Raw genomic sequence first — 15,252 nt, 5'->3', positions numbered from 1 at the left:
CGTATCCGAAGCCCGATGGCAAGCTCACGTTCGACCGGCTTTCGTCGGTGTTCATTTCGAACACGAATCACGAAGAGAACCAGCCTGCGCATCTGACGCTGAAGGACCCGACCGTGCCGGTCAACGTGAACTGGCAGACCTATGCGGGTCCAGAGTCGCGCTACTGCCCCGCTGGCGTGTATGAATTCGTGAAGAACGATGAAGGCAACGAGCGGCTTGTGATCAATGCGCAGAACTGCGTGCACTGCAAGACCTGCGACATCAAGGACCCGACGCAAAACATCGTGTGGGTCACGCCGGAAGGTGGCGGCGGGCCAAACTACCCGAATATGTGATTGATGTTTGGCTTGCCTTCGCGGCGCACTGTTCGGAACAGAAGGACTGTGTTGCGGGGGCAAGTTTCGATAGTGCGTTCGCGCTATCGCCTATACGCTCTCTTCCGCGTTTCGCTGCCCCTTCGCCGTTTTCTTTTATGACGACGCTTCTTGCGCAACCGGGCCTCGCCCGGTCGCACACGCCAATCCATTCAATCCTGAAATCGTCGATACGGTAGTCCGCTGCGCGACGCGCTTACGGCGCCGCATCAGCGGGACCCGCGTTAAGGCGCGCTCGCCGCGATCTTCGGCGTGCTCACCGAAACATCGCCGCATTGCCCCCGATGCCGCAGCGCATGATCAATCAGCACGAGCGCGAGCATCGACTCGGCGATCGGCGTCGCGCGAATGCCGACGCACGGGTCATGCCGCCCGAACGTTTCGACGATGGCTGGCTGCCCCGCCTTGTCGATCGAACGACGCGGCGTACGGATGCTCGACGTCGGCTTGATCGCGATCGACACCGTGATGTCCTGCCCCGTCGAAATACCGCCGAGCACACCACCCGCGTTATTGCCGACGAAACCTTCCGGCGTCAGCTCGTCGCCATGCACGGAGCCGCGTTGCGCCACGCTCGCAAAACCCGCGCCGATCTCGACGCCCTTCACCGCATTGATGCCCATCATCGCGTGCGCGATGTCGGCATCGAGGCGGTCGAACAGCGGCTCGCCGAGACCGACCGGCACACCGGACGCCACCACGTTGATGCGCGCGCCGATCGAATCGCCGTCCTTGCGCAGCGCGTCCATATACGCTTCGAGCTGCGGCACGATGTCGGCATTCGGCACGAAGAACGGATTCTCGTGCACCTGCGCCCAGTCGACGAACGGCACGTCGATCTCGCCGAGCGCCGCCATATGGCCGCGAATTTCGGTGCCGAATTTCTCGCGCAGCCACTTCTTCGCGACCGCGCCGGCCGCCACTGTCGGCGCCGTCAGCCGCGCCGACGAACGGCCACCGCCGCGATAGTCGCGAATGCCGTATTTCTGCCAGTAGGTGTAGTCGGCGTGGCCCGGACGGAAGGTGTCGGCGATGTTGCCGTAGTCCTTGCTGCGCTGGTCGGTATTGCGGATCAGCAGCGCGATCGGCGCGCCGGTGGTCTTGCCTTCGAACACGCCCGACAGGATCTCGACCTTGTCTTCTTCCTGACGCTGCGTAACGTGGCGCGACGTGCCCGGCTTGCGGCGATCGAGTTCGAACTGGATATCGGCTTCGTTGAGCGCCATGCCCGGGGGGCAGCCGTCGATCACGCAGCCGATAGCGGGGCCGTGCGATTCGCCGAAGGTCGTGACAGTGAAAAGCGTACCGAGCGTGTTGCCGGACATGAGCGTCGTCCAAAGAAATGCGGGGAAGCCGCTATTATGCCAGCCCGCCGGGCTTGACCAGGCATCGCCGATCAGGTCTGAGAGAACGATCGGCGCGGAAGCGAGCCGAAAAGCCGGAGCGGTTGCGACACAGTAGACGGCCGGCTACCGGGATGGCCGAAGAAGCGAGGACCGCCGCGACAGTCGCCATCATGACCGCCACCGCCGCCATCGCGCCCCGCGCTATTTCCGCGCGCCGCGCAGCTCGCTCACGATTTCCTGCAGCCGTTCGGGCGTCGCCTGCTCCGGCTCGATCGGCTCGCCCACCGCGAGACTCAGCCGGCTCATCATCCCCTTCCCGATGGGCCGCGGCCAGTGCGTATCGACGGCGCGCGAAAACACGCTGCCCCACAACCCGCGCAGCGCCATCGGAATGACTGGCGCCGGTGTGCGCTTGACGATCTCGGTCACGCCGTGACGGAACGGATTCATCTCGCCGGTACGCGTGAGCTTGCCTTCCGGGAAGATGCACACGAGCTCGCCCTCGGCGAGCGCCTGCGCGCAACGGTCGTAGGCTTGCGCGAGCAACGCGGCGTCCTCGTGCGCGGGCGCGATCGGAATCGCCTTCGCATCGCGGAACAGCCAGCCGACGAACGGCGACTTGAATATCTGATGATCCATCACGAAGCGGATCGGCCGCGGGCTCTCGGCCATGATCACGATCGCATCGACGAAACTTACGTGATTGCACACGAGCACGGCCGCGCCCTCTTGCGGAATCCGCTCGGCGTGCACGAGCCGGATCCGGTAGAACGTGTGCACGAGCAGCCACGCGATGAAGCGCAGCAGGAACTCGGGCACGAGCGAATAGATGTAGCACGCGACCACGACATTCAGCAGCGCGGTGACGAGGAAGATCGCCGGAATGCTGAAGCCGGCCGAGGTCAGCACCATCGCCATCAGCGCCGAGACGATCATGAACAGCGAATTGAGGATATTGTTCGCGGCGATAATGCGCGCGCGATGGCTCGGCTGGCTGCGGCTCTGGATCAGCGCATAAAGCGGCACGCTGTACAGGCCGCCGAACAGCGCGAGCAGGAACAGGTCGGCGAGCACGCGCCAATGCGCGAAGCGGCCGAGAAACTCGCCGACGCTCAGCAGATGCCCGGCCGGCGGCAGCGCATGGCTTGCGAAAAAGAGGTCGATGGCGAACACGCTCATGCCGATCGAGCCGAGCGGCACGAGGCCGATTTCGATGCGCCGCTTCGAGAGCCGTTCGCACAGCAGCGAGCCGATGCCGATGCCGATCGAGAAGGTGCCGAGCAGCACGGTCACGACGTCGGGGTCGGCCGAGAGCACGTCTTTCGCGAAATTGAAGAACGACGCGAGAAACGTCGCGCCGATGAACCACAGCCACGAAATGCCGAGCAGGCTCAGGAACACGGTGCGGTTTTCGCGCGCGAGCTTCAGGTTGCGCCACGTTTCGCTGAACGGATTCCAGTTGACGCGCAGATCGGCCTGCGGCGCCGGCGTGGCCGGCACGAAGCCCGACACGACGCGGCCGACCAGCGCGATCGCGATACACGCGCAGGCGAGCACCAGCGCGCCGTGCCCGACCATCCCCGCGCCCGCGCCGCCGATGATCGTGCCGATCAGGATCGCGACGAAGGTGCCCATCTCGACCATGCCGTTGCCGCCGACCAGTTCCGCCTCCGACAGATGCTGCGGCAGATACGAGTACTTGACCGGCCCGAACACGGTCGAATGCACGCCCATCAGGAACGTGCACAGATACAGCAGCGGCGCGGCATGCAGCCAGAAGCCCGCGCCGCCGATCAGCATCACCACGATCTCGAAGCTCTTGACGAGCCGCGTGAGCTTCGCCTTGTCGTACTTGTCGGCGATCTGGCCGGACGTGGCCGAGAACAGCACGAACGGCAGAATGAAGATCGCCGAGATCAGGAACGCCGCGGTTTTCGGATCGACGCCGGAAAAACGCGCCGCCTGATACGTGACGAGCGACGTGAAGCCGATCTTGAAGACGTTGTCGTTCATCGCGCCGAGGAACTGCGTCCAGAAAAACGGCGCGAAACGGCGCTGGCGCAGCAGACGGAACTGGGATTCGTGCGCTTCATGCGCGCGAGCGGCGCGACGGGCGGCAGGCAAGGGACGATCGTTCATGAGGTTGGGGAAAGGGCGCGGGAAAATCGCGCGTTGCCCGTCCGGCGACCGGGCAGAAAATCGGGCAGAAAAAAAGCGCGCGCCTGCGCGCACGCTCTGTGAGCAGATTCGCGCCCGCGGCATGAGCCCGGGCGCGACGCCGGATCGACACGCATCAGCGCGTCGGCTGCTGCTCCTGCTGCTGTTCTTCCGGCCAGTCGCGGATATAAGCCTTGAGCATGCGGTTCTCGAAACCCTGCTCTTCGACCACCGCCTTCGCGACGTCGTAGAACGAAATCACGCCCATCAGCGTGCGGCTTTCCATGACCGGCAGATAACGCACATGGTGTTCGAGCATCATGCGGCGCACTTCGTTGACGTCGGTTTCCGGCGTGCAGGTGAGCGGATGATCGTCCATCACCTTGCGGATCGTGGAGGTACCGACGCTGCCGCCATTCTTGCTCAACGTCATGATGATTTCACGAAACGTCAGCATGCCGACGAGATCGCCGTACTCCATCACCACGAGCGAGCCGATATCGTGCTCGGCCATTGTATTGACGGCCTCATGCAGCGCGGTATCCGGCGTGACCGTAAAAAGGGTGTTGCCCTTGACCTTAAGAATGTCGCTGACTCGCATGATCTATCTCCTGATACCACTCGTCTGGCAATGCATGAAATGATTTTTCGATCCTAGCGGAAAGGCCCATAAAAGGAAAGCGGGCCGCCCGGCCTGGCGCGGCGGCGCTTGCATCATGCCGGATCCGTGCGCCGGCATGAACGCGTCGCGCTCCGCCCTCCGGGCACAGGCCGGCGGACTCGCGGACAGCCCCGCGGGAAAGCCGCGCTTGATACGGCGCGCGCCGGTGATACGATGGCCGGCCACCCTCATCCTTCGCGAGGCCGCCCGTGGCCCCGCCGCCCACGATGTCCGCCAACCGTTTCGATACGCTTGCGCTGCACGCCGGCGCCGCGCCCGACCCCGTCACCGGCGCGCGCGCCACGCCTATCTACCAGACTACCTCGTTTTCGTTTCGCGATCCCGATCACGCCGCGGCGCTCTTCAACATGGAGCGCGCCGGCCATGTCTACTCGCGCATTTCGAACCCGACCGTCGCCGTATTCGAGGAACGCGTGGCCGCGCTCGAAAACGGCGCGGGCGCGATCGGCACCGCGAGCGGCCAGGCCGCGCTCCACCTCGCGATCGTCACGCTGATGGGCGCGGGCTCGCATATTCTCGCCTCGAGCGCGCTGTACGGCGGCTCGCACAATCTGCTGCACTACACGCTGCGGCGCTTCGGCATCGAGACGAGCTTCGTCAAGCCCGGCGACCTCGACGCGTGGCGGGCGGCGCTACGTCCCAATACGTGCCTGCTGTTCGGCGAAACGCTCGGCAATCCGGGCCTCGACGTGCTCGACATCGCCGCGCTCGCGCAGATCGCGCACGCACACCGCGTGCCGCTGCTGGTCGACTCGACCTTCACGACGCCCTACTTGCTGCGGCCCTTCGAGCACGGCGCCGACTTCGTCTATCACTCGGCGACCAAGTTTCTCGGCGGCCACGGCACGACGATCGGCGGCGTGCTGGTCGACGGCGGCACGTTCGACTTCGAGGCCTCGGGCCGCTTTCCCGAAATGACCGAGCCCTACGACGGCTTTCACGGCATGGTGTTCGCCGAGGAAAGCACCGTCGCGCCGTTCCTGCTGCGCGCCCGCCGCGAAGGTCTGCGCGACTTCGGTGCGTGCCTGCATCCGCAGGCCGCGTGGCAACTGCTGCAAGGCATCGAGACACTGCCGCTGCGCATGGAACGGCACGTCGCCAATACGCGGCGCGTGGTCGAGTTCCTCGCCGCTCACGCCGCGGTCGAAACGGTCGCTTACCCCGAGTTGCCGACGCATCCCGATCACGCGCTCGCGCAGCGGCTGCTGCCGCGCGGCGCCGGCGCGGTGTTCAGCTTCAATCTGCGCGGCGACCGCGCGGCCGGGCGCGCGTTCATCGAAGCGCTGTCGCTGTTCTCGCACCTCGCGAACGTCGGCGACGCGCGCTCGCTCGTGATCCATCCGGCCTCGACGACGCATTTCCGCATGGACGCCGCCGCGCTCGCCGAGGCGGGCATCACGGAAGGCACGATCCGCCTGTCGATCGGTCTCGAAGACCCCGACGACCTGATCGACGATCTCAAGCGCGCGCTGAAGGCCGCCCAGAAAGCCGGGGCGCAGGCCGCCGCGACGCCGCGCGCGGGCGCCGCGCAACAGAACGCCGCCGCGAGCCGCACCCCATCTGGCGCCACGCCCCCGTCCCGCCCGGAGTCCGTATGATCGTCACCGTTCAGGGCCAAGCCGCCTACGCCTATACCGGCGGCAAACCGTTCGACGCCAGCCTGCCCGCCGCGGTGTTCATTCACGGCGCGGAGCACGACCACAGCGTGTGGGCGCTGCAAAGCCGCTACTTCGCGCACCACGGCTTCGGCGTGCTCGCGGTCGACCTGCCGGGCCACCGCCGCAGTGCCGGCCCCGCGCTCACGAGCGTGCCGGCGATGGCCGACTGGCTCGCCGCGCTGCTCGATGCCGTGGGCGTGGCGCGTGCGTTCGTGGCCGGCCACAGCATGGGCTCGCTGATCGCGCTCGACTTCGCGGGCCGCTACCCCGAACGCGCGACGCATCTCGCGCTGCTCGCGACCGCGATGCCGATGGCCGTCTCCGACGCATTGCTCGACGCCGCACTCAACCGCGAGCCCGAGGCGATCGGCATGGTCAACCAGTGGTCGCACTCGACGCTGGCGGCCAAGCCGTCCTGCCCGGGCCCGGGCTTCTGGCTGCACGGCATGAACCAGCGGCTCATGGAACACGTTTCGGCGAGCGGCGAACCGCACCTGTTCCATACCGACTTCACCGCCTGCCACACCTACGCCGACGGCCTCGCCCGCGCGGCTCAGGTGCGCTGCGCGACGCGGCTGATCGTCGGCCGGCGCGATGCGATGACGCCGCCGCGCGCCGCTCAGGCAATCGCCGGCGCGCTCGCGCAGGCCGGCACGCCGGTCGACACGATCACGCTCGACGCGGGCCACGCATTGATGACCGAGCAGCCCGACGCAACGCTCGATGCGCTGTTCAGCTTCGCTTCGCGAGCGCCGCGCTAGGTGTCGCGGTGTCGCAAAGGACCGGCGAAAGTCGTCGCGAATGGTCAAGATACCGAAGCCAAACGCGCCCTGCCATCGGCCGAATGGCCAGGTTGCACGCGACGCGCGACAGCCGGAAAATGTTCGAAGCCAGTCTTTTTCAGTCCATGTCCGATAACACCACGCCGACGCGCGGCAAAACCTCCTCGCCGCAACGGCGGGCAACCACGGGCAGCGGGCCGGCAATCGGGCTGCATCCATAAGCTGCGTTCTATCCGGAGGCCACCATGGCTCATACAGCGCACACCGATCACTTCGCGAATTTCGCGGAGTTTTACCCGTACTACCTCAGCGAGCATCGCAACCCGGTCTCGCGGCGGCTGCACTTCGTCGGCTCGCTTGGCGTGATCGGCTGCCTCGCCATGGCGCTCGCCACCGGCGACTGGCTGTGGCTGCCTGCGGCGGTGATCTGCGGCTACGGCTTTGCGTGGATCGGCCATTTCTTCTTCGAGAAGAACAAGCCGGCCACCTTCCGCCATCCGCTCTACAGCCTGATGGGAGACTGGGTGATGTTCAAGGACATCTGCGTGGGGAAAATCTCGCTGTAGTTGCGTGCTGCAATTGCGTGTTGTGGCTTCGGGCTGTCGTTGCGTGCCGTCGTTGCGGCAGAAACCCACCGCCGCGAACCGCAACCTCACGCCGCCGGATGCGGCAGCGAAGCCGCCTCGCGCGCGCTTCCCGCTGCCCGGGCCGACCTTGTGGCCGCGCGTGCCGCCAGCAGCGCGGCGAGCGTGAGCTTCAGCCTGTCGTTATCGAGCGCCGCCAGCAGCATCTCGCTGTCCACGCGCGTCGACTCGAGTTCGAGCTGATACGTGAGTTCCGCGCGGTCGATCACGAACAGATCGAAGAGCCGCTGCACCGTGGCCTGTGCCGGGTTCACGACCAGCACGTAGTGCGGCCCGGCCCGGTCTTCCTGCAGGCGCGCGATCCACTCGATCTCCTCGAGCCGCTGCAGCAGCATCAGCGTCGTGTCCATATCGCGGCGAAGCATGCGCGCGAGCTCGGGCATCGTGTAGCCCGGCTTGCTGGCCTCGCGCGCCTCCGAGAGCCGCGCGAGCAGTTCGAGCGAATCGAACAGATTGCTGCCGTTGAAAACGGGCCGGTGAAACTGGCCGATGCGGATCGCCGGCAAGGCCGACGAGATCATCGCGCCCGTGAGCGTAATGAACCAGCACAGGTACATCCACAGCAGGAACAGCGGCACAGCGGCGAACGCGCCATATACCGCGGTATAGGTCGGAATGCGGCGCACGTAATAGCCGAAACCGCGCTTGCCGAGTTCGAAGGCGACCGCCGCAATGACGCCGCCGATCACCGCGTCGCGCCATTCGACACGGCAGTTCGGCAGATAAACGTAAAGAATCGTGAACGCGAGCGCGGTGAGCGGCAGCGCGGCGCCCGCGAGCGCCCATTCGATCAGCGGCGTGATGCGCTGCGCGGCCGAGAACGACATCGATTGCGTGAACAGATACGACGAAATGGACAGGCTCACGCCGATCAGGATCGGCCCGAGCGTGATGATCGCCCAGTAGACCAGCACGCGCTGCGCGACGGGCCGCGCCTTGCGCACGCGCCAGATCACGTTGAACGCCGATTCGACGGTCATCATCGTCATGACCGCGGTGACGAACAGGATGATCATGCCGATCGTCGTCAGCCCCTTGGCCTTCGAGGCGAACTGGTTCAGATACTTGAAAATCTGGTCGTTCAGCTGCGCGGGCATCAGGTGGTCGGCGAGAAAAAACTGCAGCGACGCCTGGAACGAACTGAAGATGGGAAACGCGGTGAACAGCGCGAACGCCACCGTGGCGAGCGGCACGAGCGCGAGCATGGTCGTGAACGTCAGGCTGCCCGCGACCTGCGGAATCCGGTCCTCGCCGATGCGTTGCGCGGCAAACTGCGCGAGCCGCCTGAGCGTGTCGAGATCGAAACGCACCCTGGACAACAAACCTGCCTCCTTGCTGACTGAACCGCCAGATAAACCACTACCGCGGGACTGCGCGGACCGCACGCGGCGCGAGGCCGAACGCACCTGGCCGAATGGCCATGAGCGGCCTGTGCAGCGGACCGAGCCCCTATAATACCCGTTCACCGATGAGGCCTATGAAAGACATTCTCGTGCTTTATTACAGCCGTCATGGCGCCACACGCGAACTTGCGCTCGCGATTGCGCACGGCGTCGACAGCGTCCCCGGCATGCAGGCGCGCGTGCGCACCGTGCCGGCGGTTTCCACGGTCTGCGAGGCGAGCGAGCCGGACATCCCCGCCGAAGGGCCGCCCTACGTCGAGCTGCGCGACCTCGAGGAATGCGCGGGCCTCGCGCTCGGCTCGCCGACCCGCTTCGGCAACATGGCGGCCGCGCTCAAATATTTTCTCGATGGCACCACGCCGCAGTGGCTCTCGGGCGCGCTCGCCGGCAAGCCGGCCTGCGTGTTCACGTCGACCGGCAGCCTGCACGGCGGCCAGGAATCCACGCTGCTCTCGATGATGCTGCCGCTCCTGCATCACGGCATGCTGCTCGTCGGCATTCCGTACACCGAGAGCGCGCTCTCGACCACGCAAACCGGCGGCACGCCCTACGGCGCATCGCATTTCGCGCGCGCAGGCACGGCCGGGCAAGGCATCTCCGCCGACGAGAAAACGCTCGCGATGGCGCTCGGCGCACGCGTCGCGCGCACGGCGGCGTCGCTGACCGAAAGACCGTGAGCGAGTGACTGACTGGGTAGCCAGGTAGCCAGATAAACGAGCGAGCGAACAAGCAAGCAGGCAATCAAGCGAGCAACCAAGCGTGAGCGAAAAGCCGTGAACGATCCCGATCTGCAGCCAGCCGAACGCGAGGATAGCCGTCGAACCACGCACGCGCACCGTGCCGACTCCCGGGCCGCGAGCCCGCCCGGCCACGCCACGAATGCGGCGCAGGCAGCGCAGGCGCCGCACGCTCCCCTCGCGGCCGGCGCCTCGTTGCACGCCACCGCTGTGCCCGTGCAGCCGAAAACCGCCGCCGCGCGCGTCGCCGCTGTCACGCTCGTCGCGATGATCGCGCTGGCCGTCACCTGGGAAGGGTGGCTCGCGCCGCTGCGTCCGGGCGGCTCGCTGCTCGTGCTCAAGGCGTTGCCGTTGCTGTCCGCGTTGCCGGGCGTGTGGCGGCGCCGGCTTTATACGCTGCAATGGGCGTCGATGCTGATCCTGCTGTATTTCGCCGAAGGTGTCGTGCGCGGCTGGAGCGATCACGGACTCAGCGCGCGTCTCGGCTGGCTGCAAGCCGTGCTCGCGGTGATTTTTTTTGCGAGCACACTCGCGTATGTCGGACCGTTCAAGCGCGCGGCGAAACGGCGGGCGAAGCAGGCGGCCGCCGAGGCGGCCAACGGCACCGCTGGCAGCGAAACCCGGCATGACTGAGCAGACCGCCCCGAACGACTTGTCCCACGCCCCGCACCTCAACCTGACCGAGCTGCCCCCATGACCCCGACCGACTTTCTCACCGCCTGCCGCGACGCCATCGGCGCGGCCCACGTCCTGACCGACCCGCACGACACCGCGCCCTATCTCACCGACTGGCGCCGCCGCTACACGGGCGCCGCGTGCGCGGTACTGTGCCCGGCCACCTCCGCGGAAGTCGCGGCGCTCGTGAAACTCGCCGCCGAGCATCGCATCGCGCTCGTGCCGCAAGGCGGCAACACCGGGCTCGCCGGCGGCGCAACGCCCGACGCGAGCGGCGCGCAGGCGGTCCTCAGCCTGCGGCGGCTCAACCGCGTGCGCGACATCGATCCGCACAACAACACGATCACCGTCGAAGCCGGCGTGATCCTCGCCGAGGTGCACAGGCACGCCGAAGCGGCCGGACGTCTGTTTCCGCTGAGCCTTGCCGCCGAAGGCAGTTGTACGATCGGCGGCAATCTGTCGACCAACGCGGGCGGCACCGGCGTGCTGCGCTACGGCAACACGCGTGAGCTGTGCCTCGGCCTCGAAGTCGTGACGCCGCAAGGCGAGCTGTGGGACGGTCTGCGCGGCCTGCGCAAGGACAACACCGGCTACGATCTGCGCGATCTGTTCATCGGCGCGGAAGGCACGCTCGGCATCATCACCGCGGCGGTGCTGAAGCTGCATCCGCAGCCGGCTGCGCGCGTGACCGCGCTCGCCGCGCTCGCCTCTCCTCATGCGGCGCTCGATTTTCTCGCGCTCACGCAAAGCGTCGCCGGGCCGCTTCTGACCGGTTTCGAACTGATGTCGGATTTCTGCCTGCGTCTCGTCGGCCGGCATTTCGAGCAGATGCGCTATCCGTTCGCCGAACCGCACGCGCAGGTCGTGCTGCTCGAACTGTCGGACAGCGAGAGCGAGGAACACGCGCGCACGCTATTCGAGGGGCTGATGGAAACGGCGCTCGAACAGGGTCTCGTCGAAGATGCGGTGGTCGCGGAAAACCTCGCGCAGTCGCGCGCGTTCTGGAATCTACGTGAGCACATTCCGCTCGCCCAGGCCGAGGAAGGGCTGAACATCAAGCACGACATCGCGGTGCCGATCTCGCGCATCGGCCACTTCATCGAGGCGACCGACGCCGCCATCGCCGAGGCCGCGCCGGGCGCGCGCATGGTCACGTTCGGCCATCTCGGCGACGGCAATCTGCACTACAACGTGCAGGCGCCCGAGGGCCTCGACGCGAAGGCGTTTCTGCAGGAATACCAGAGCCCGATCAACCGGATCGTCTACGACAGCGTGCACGCGCATCGCGGCAGCATCAGTGCGGAGCACGGGCTCGGCCAGTTGAAGATCGACGAGGCGGCGCACTACAAGCAGGACGTCGAGGTGCGGATGATGCGCGCGGTGAAACAGGCGCTCGATCCGCTCAATCTGATGAACCCGGGCAAGGTGCTACGCTAGGGTTCGAAGCCTGCACGCTCCGGTGCGCAGGCGCTTGCAGGAGTCGCGTCCGTGAAGATTCGCGTGCTGTCCGATCTGCATCTGGAAAACGACGAACCCGAACTGGTTCCGCATGCGCATGCGGACCTCATCGTGCTGGCCGGCGACATCCACAACCATGCGGCCGGTCCGCGCTGGGCCGCGCAAACCTTCGACGACACGGTGCCGGTCGTCTACGTACCCGGCAACCACGAGTACTACGGCGGTGAATTCGGCGCGCTCGAAAGCGCGCTCATCGACGCGGCCGCGCAGGTCGACAACGTGCACGTGCTGAACAACGCCGCGCTCGTCGACCCGCAAGCACGACGCTGTGGACCGACTTCGCGCTATACGGCGCGACACCCGAGGCAATCGAAGAGTCGATCGAGGCCGCGCGCCGCGTGATGCTCGACTATCGCGGGCTGATCCAGATGAACTGGCCGCACGACACGCACGACGCCGCGCGCGACTTCACGCCTGCCGACTCGCTCGCGCTGCACCGGCGGTCGCGCGCGTGGCTCGAAACCGAACTGGCGAAGCCGTTCGCCGGCAAGACGATCGTGGTCACGCATCATGCGCCGCATCGGCTGAGTCTCGCTGGGCGCTATGCCGAGGACCGCGTCTCGGCGGGCTTCGTCAATCATTTGCCGGAACTCGTGCGCGCGCCGGTCGCGCTATGGATTCACGGCCACACGCATACGTCGTTCGACTATACGGTGGGCGGCACGCGCGTCGTGTGCAATCCGCGCGGCTATTTCGACCGGCGCAACGGGCAGTGGGAGAATCCGCAGTTTGCGTGGGATAAGGTGATTGAAATCGGTGGTTGAAATCGGCGCTTGACAGCGCGGGTTGAAATCCGGCGCACGGATGCGCCGAACCGCGCGGCCTGGTTCAAGCGTTCAATGCTCGCGACGCTGGCGCTGCGCATCCTGCGGTTCGATCTCGACCGGCACGAGTTGCGGCTGCTGTTCGCGCATGCGGCGCAGCAGATCGCGCGATGCCGCGATGCCGATCAGTCCAAACATGACGGCCACGCCGATCATCAGGTGCGTATCCATGAATTTGTCGTCCTTCAGTGGTTGCGAGGTGCCGAACGGCGGCGAATCCAGCGCCTGCTGCAAGAGCGGCGGCGCGTGAACCACACGTTAGCAAATCACCCGCGCGCGAAAAGTAAGGAAGTGTTGCGGCGCAGCGCGTATGTAACAGGCTGTCACGCCACGCGGCGCCCCGCCGTTCCCCTACATCAGGCAGGGCGCGCGCATGCGCGAGAAGCGCTCAGGGCGCGGCGCCCTCTCACGAACGCGCGAACTTCCGCAACTCCGCGTGATCGGCGGCGAGCGTCGCCGGCAATTCGTCGCGCAGGAATTCGACCCACGTGCGAATCTTCGCGTCGAGATACTGCCGCGACGGATACAGCGCATACAGGTTCATTTCCTGCGACGTGTATTCGGGCAACAACCACACGAGGTCGCCGCTGCGCAAACCGCTGATCGCCGAATAGATCGGAATCAGGCCGATGCCCATGCCCTGGCGAACGGCCACGACCATCGCCTCGGCCACGTTCACCTGGAACGGGGTCGTGCCGAGCGCCACGGTTTCCTCGCCGTTCGGACCGTCGAAGGTCCATTTGTCGGGCGGAAACACCGGCGCGATCATTTGCAGGCACGTATGGCGCGCAAGGTCCGCCGGCGTTTGCGGCACGCCATGCTGTTCCAGATACGCGGGCGACGCGCACACGATGCTGAACGCGCTGCCGAGGCGCTGCGACACGAGGCCCGAATCGGGCAGGCCGGTCGCGAGCGTCAACGACACGTCGAAGCCCTCGTCGAGCAGATCGGGCATGCGCTGCGCGAGCGTCAGCTCGATATGCACGTCCGGGTAGCGCTCCTGATAACGCCCCACGGCCGGCACCACGTAGTGCTGGCCGAAGCTCGTCATCGCGTGAACCTTGAGCTTGCCGGACGGGCGCGCGTGCGCGTCGCTGGCCTCGGCCTCGGCCTGATCCACGTACGCGAGAATCTGCTCGCAGCGTTGCAGATAGCGCTCGCCGGCCTCGGTCAGCGCGATGCGGCGCGTCGTGCGGTTCAGGAGCCGCGTGCGCAGATGCGTTTCCAGATCGGAGACCGCGCGCGACGCGTAGGCCGTCGTCGTATTCAAATGCTGCGCGGCGCCCGTGAAGCTGCCCGCCTCGACGACGCGGACGAATACGCGCATGTTTTGAAGCGTGTCCATACTCCTCCCCCCTCTGTCGATCCGGCGTGAGCGGCGCTTCGGCCGCCGCCCCGGAATAGACGCCCCGGCATCCGTTCCGGCCCGCTGCAAGGCAGCGCCGAACAATGTCGGTTAATTGGCCGCGATTGTTACACGATCCGCAAAGGCAATTGTCTCATGTAGCGCAACGATGCCTTGCACCTTTACCGGTTATTCCCCAATCAATCAAAAAATATAATTGCGCACAAGGTTCTATAGTCAATTTTGGAGGAAATCGTGCAGTCTCCGGTACCCAGAGGGATCGCCGCAGCCGCGGTTCTTACGATCTTAATAACAATCGCGGGATGCGCAAGTACCGGAGGCATCGCACCGCAGGCGAGCGCGGTCGCCCCGGCATCGCTCGACGCGGGCAACGCGATCCGCGCCGCGAATGCCGACGCGCAGTGGCCCGCCGCCGACTGGTGGCGTGCCTATCAAGATCCGCAGCTGAACCTGTGGATCGCCGACGCGCAGGCCGGCAACCCGAGCCTCGCGGTCGCGCAGGCGCGCGTGCGCGAGGCGGCATCGATGGCCGGCGTCGCGCGCGCGGCGCTCGCGCCGCAGGTCAACGGCAGCCTGTCGATCCAGCGTCAGCGGTGGGCCGACAACGTGTTCTACGGTCCGGGGCCGCTCGCGGGCGAGCAGTCGTGGAACAACACCGGCACGCTCGCCCTCGCCTATCACCTCGACCTTTGGGGCAAGGACAGGAACGCCGCCGAGCGCGCGCTCGACCTCGCCCACGCGAGCGCCGCCGACGCGCGCGCCGCGCTGCTCGAACTGCAGGCCAACGTCGTGCGCACCTATATCGAGATGTCGATGAATTACGCGCTGCTCGACATCGCCAAGGCAACGCTGCAGCAACAGCAGCAAATCGTCGACCTCGCGAACCGGCGTCTCAAGGGCGGCATCGGCACGCAGCTCGAAGTGAGCCAGGCCGAGACGCCGATGCCCGAGTACGAGCGCCGCATCGACGAACTCGAGGAAAAGATCGCGCTCGGCCGCAATCAGCTGGCCGCGCTCGCGGGCAAGGGTCCGGGCGCGGGCGATGCGATCACGCGCCCGACGCTCGCGCTGGGCGCGGCGCCCGCC

14 protein-coding genes and 1 pseudogene are annotated in these 15,252 nt (G+C 66.4%); 9 read left to right on the top strand and 6 right to left on the bottom strand.

Annotation, left to right across the window (positions count from 1 at the left end):
* The coding region (locus tag G3N58_RS31945; protein WP_206001178.1) for a 4Fe-4S dicluster domain-containing protein at positions 1-335 on the top strand (335 nt) is incomplete at its 5' end.
* Between the two features lie 263 nt (positions 336-598).
* Here G3N58_RS31945 and aroC read toward each other — a convergent pair.
* The 3 genes from aroC to G3N58_RS31930 all read right to left on the bottom strand — a co-directional run bounded on the left by aroC (position 599) and on the right by G3N58_RS31930 (position 4,478).
* Positions 599-1,699: a chorismate synthase gene (aroC, locus tag G3N58_RS31940; RefSeq protein WP_167283533.1), complete on the bottom strand. Its 1,101-nt coding sequence runs from the start codon at positions 1,697-1,699 to the stop codon at positions 599-601.
* 222 nt (positions 1,700-1,921) lie between these two features.
* On the bottom strand, positions 1,922-3,859 hold the full coding sequence (locus tag G3N58_RS31935; RefSeq protein ID WP_206001177.1) for an MFS transporter: 1,938 nt from the start codon (positions 3,857-3,859) through the stop codon (positions 1,922-1,924).
* Between the two features lie 154 nt (positions 3,860-4,013).
* Complete coding sequence (locus G3N58_RS31930) at positions 4,014-4,478, bottom strand: CBS domain-containing protein (RefSeq protein WP_167043232.1); 465 nt, start codon at positions 4,476-4,478, stop codon at positions 4,014-4,016.
* 287 nt (positions 4,479-4,765) lie between these two features.
* On the opposite strand from G3N58_RS31930, the gene G3N58_RS31925 reads away from it, so the two are divergent.
* The 3 genes from G3N58_RS31925 to G3N58_RS31915 all read left to right on the top strand — a co-directional run bounded on the left by G3N58_RS31925 (position 4,766) and on the right by G3N58_RS31915 (position 7,565).
* Positions 4,766-6,157 carry an O-acetylhomoserine aminocarboxypropyltransferase gene (locus tag G3N58_RS31925; RefSeq protein WP_206001176.1) on the top strand — a complete coding sequence of 464 codons (1,392 nt, stop codon included), beginning with the start codon at positions 4,766-4,768 and terminating at the stop codon, positions 6,155-6,157.
* Positions 6,154-6,978: an alpha/beta hydrolase gene (locus G3N58_RS31920; RefSeq protein ID WP_206001175.1), complete on the top strand. Its 825-nt coding sequence runs from the start codon at positions 6,154-6,156 to the stop codon at positions 6,976-6,978. The genes G3N58_RS31925 and G3N58_RS31920 overlap by 4 nt, the downstream gene beginning before the upstream one ends.
* Positions 6,979-7,244: 266 nt before the next feature.
* The gene (locus G3N58_RS31915; protein WP_167043226.1) at positions 7,245-7,565 is read left to right on the top strand and encodes an Mpo1-like protein; all 321 of its coding nucleotides are present in this window, start codon (positions 7,245-7,247) and stop codon (positions 7,563-7,565) included.
* 86 nt (positions 7,566-7,651) lie between these two features.
* Here the strand turns inward: G3N58_RS31915 and G3N58_RS31910 are convergent, their stop codons facing one another.
* On the bottom strand, positions 7,652-8,965 hold the full coding sequence (locus tag G3N58_RS31910; protein WP_206001174.1) for a YihY family inner membrane protein: 1,314 nt from the start codon (positions 8,963-8,965) through the stop codon (positions 7,652-7,654).
* A 155-nt stretch (positions 8,966-9,120) separates the two neighbouring features.
* Between G3N58_RS31910 and wrbA the strand changes: the two genes are divergently transcribed.
* From wrbA to G3N58_RS31890, 4 genes and pseudogenes are all read left to right on the top strand, one after another.
* A complete protein-coding gene (wrbA, locus tag G3N58_RS31905) occupies positions 9,121-9,723 on the top strand; it encodes an NAD(P)H:quinone oxidoreductase (protein WP_205991046.1) in 603 nt (200 codons plus the stop codon).
* Between the two features lie 270 nt (positions 9,724-9,993).
* Entirely contained in the window at positions 9,994-10,416 is a 423-nt protein-coding gene (locus G3N58_RS31900) for a DUF2069 domain-containing protein (RefSeq protein ID WP_346778311.1), read from the top strand.
* A gap of 60 nt (positions 10,417-10,476) precedes the next feature.
* Positions 10,477-11,895: an FAD-binding oxidoreductase gene (locus G3N58_RS31895; RefSeq protein WP_206001172.1), complete on the top strand. Its 1,419-nt coding sequence runs from the start codon at positions 10,477-10,479 to the stop codon at positions 11,893-11,895.
* Positions 11,896-11,946: 51 nt separating this feature from the next.
* Positions 11,947-12,740 (top strand): annotated as a pseudogene (locus tag G3N58_RS31890) (metallophosphoesterase).
* Positions 12,741-12,812: 72 nt separating this feature from the next.
* Here the strand turns inward: G3N58_RS31890 and G3N58_RS31885 are convergent.
* On the bottom strand, positions 12,813-13,034 hold the full coding sequence (locus tag G3N58_RS31885; RefSeq protein WP_167283531.1) for a hypothetical protein: 222 nt from the start codon (positions 13,032-13,034) through the stop codon (positions 12,813-12,815).
* Positions 13,035-13,206: 172 nt separating this feature from the next.
* Complete coding sequence (locus G3N58_RS31880; RefSeq protein ID WP_167043214.1) at positions 13,207-14,145, bottom strand: LysR family transcriptional regulator; 939 nt, start codon at positions 14,143-14,145, stop codon at positions 13,207-13,209.
* Between the two features lie 255 nt (positions 14,146-14,400).
* On the opposite strand from G3N58_RS31880, the gene G3N58_RS31875 reads away from it, so the two are divergent.
* Positions 14,401-15,252, top strand: an 852-nt coding sequence (locus tag G3N58_RS31875) for a TolC family protein (protein WP_206001171.1), incomplete at its 3' end; no start/stop codon positions are given.

Origin of the sequence: Paraburkholderia sp. Ac-20342, assembly GCF_017104985.1 — a bacterium.
Classification (GTDB): Bacteria; Pseudomonadota; Gammaproteobacteria; order Burkholderiales; family Burkholderiaceae; genus Paraburkholderia.
This window is presented reverse-complemented; position numbering and strand designations above follow the sequence as displayed.

Excerpts from the sequence above, each read along its gene's own strand:
- G3N58_RS31935 (WP_206001177.1), bottom strand. The coding sequence starts at position 3,859 with ATGAACGATCGTCCCTTGCCTGCCGCCCGTCGCGCCGCTCGCGCGCAT.
- G3N58_RS31895 (WP_206001172.1), top strand. The coding sequence starts at position 10,477 with ATGACCCCGACCGACTTTCTCACCGCCTGCCGCGACGCCATCGGCGCG.
- G3N58_RS31925 (WP_206001176.1), top strand. The coding sequence starts at position 4,766 with ATGTCCGCCAACCGTTTCGATACGCTTGCGCTGCACGCCGGCGCCGCG.
- aroC (WP_167283533.1), bottom strand. The coding sequence starts at position 1,699 with ATGTCCGGCAACACGCTCGGTACGCTTTTCACTGTCACGACCTTCGGC.
- G3N58_RS31880 (WP_167043214.1), bottom strand. The coding sequence starts at position 14,145 with ATGGACACGCTTCAAAACATGCGCGTATTCGTCCGCGTCGTCGAGGCG.
- G3N58_RS31930 (WP_167043232.1), bottom strand. The coding sequence starts at position 4,478 with ATGCGAGTCAGCGACATTCTTAAGGTCAAGGGCAACACCCTTTTTACG.
- G3N58_RS31920 (WP_206001175.1), top strand. The coding sequence starts at position 6,154 with ATGATCGTCACCGTTCAGGGCCAAGCCGCCTACGCCTATACCGGCGGC.
- G3N58_RS31915 (WP_167043226.1), top strand. The coding sequence starts at position 7,245 with ATGGCTCATACAGCGCACACCGATCACTTCGCGAATTTCGCGGAGTTT.
- wrbA (WP_205991046.1), top strand. The coding sequence starts at position 9,121 with ATGAAAGACATTCTCGTGCTTTATTACAGCCGTCATGGCGCCACACGC.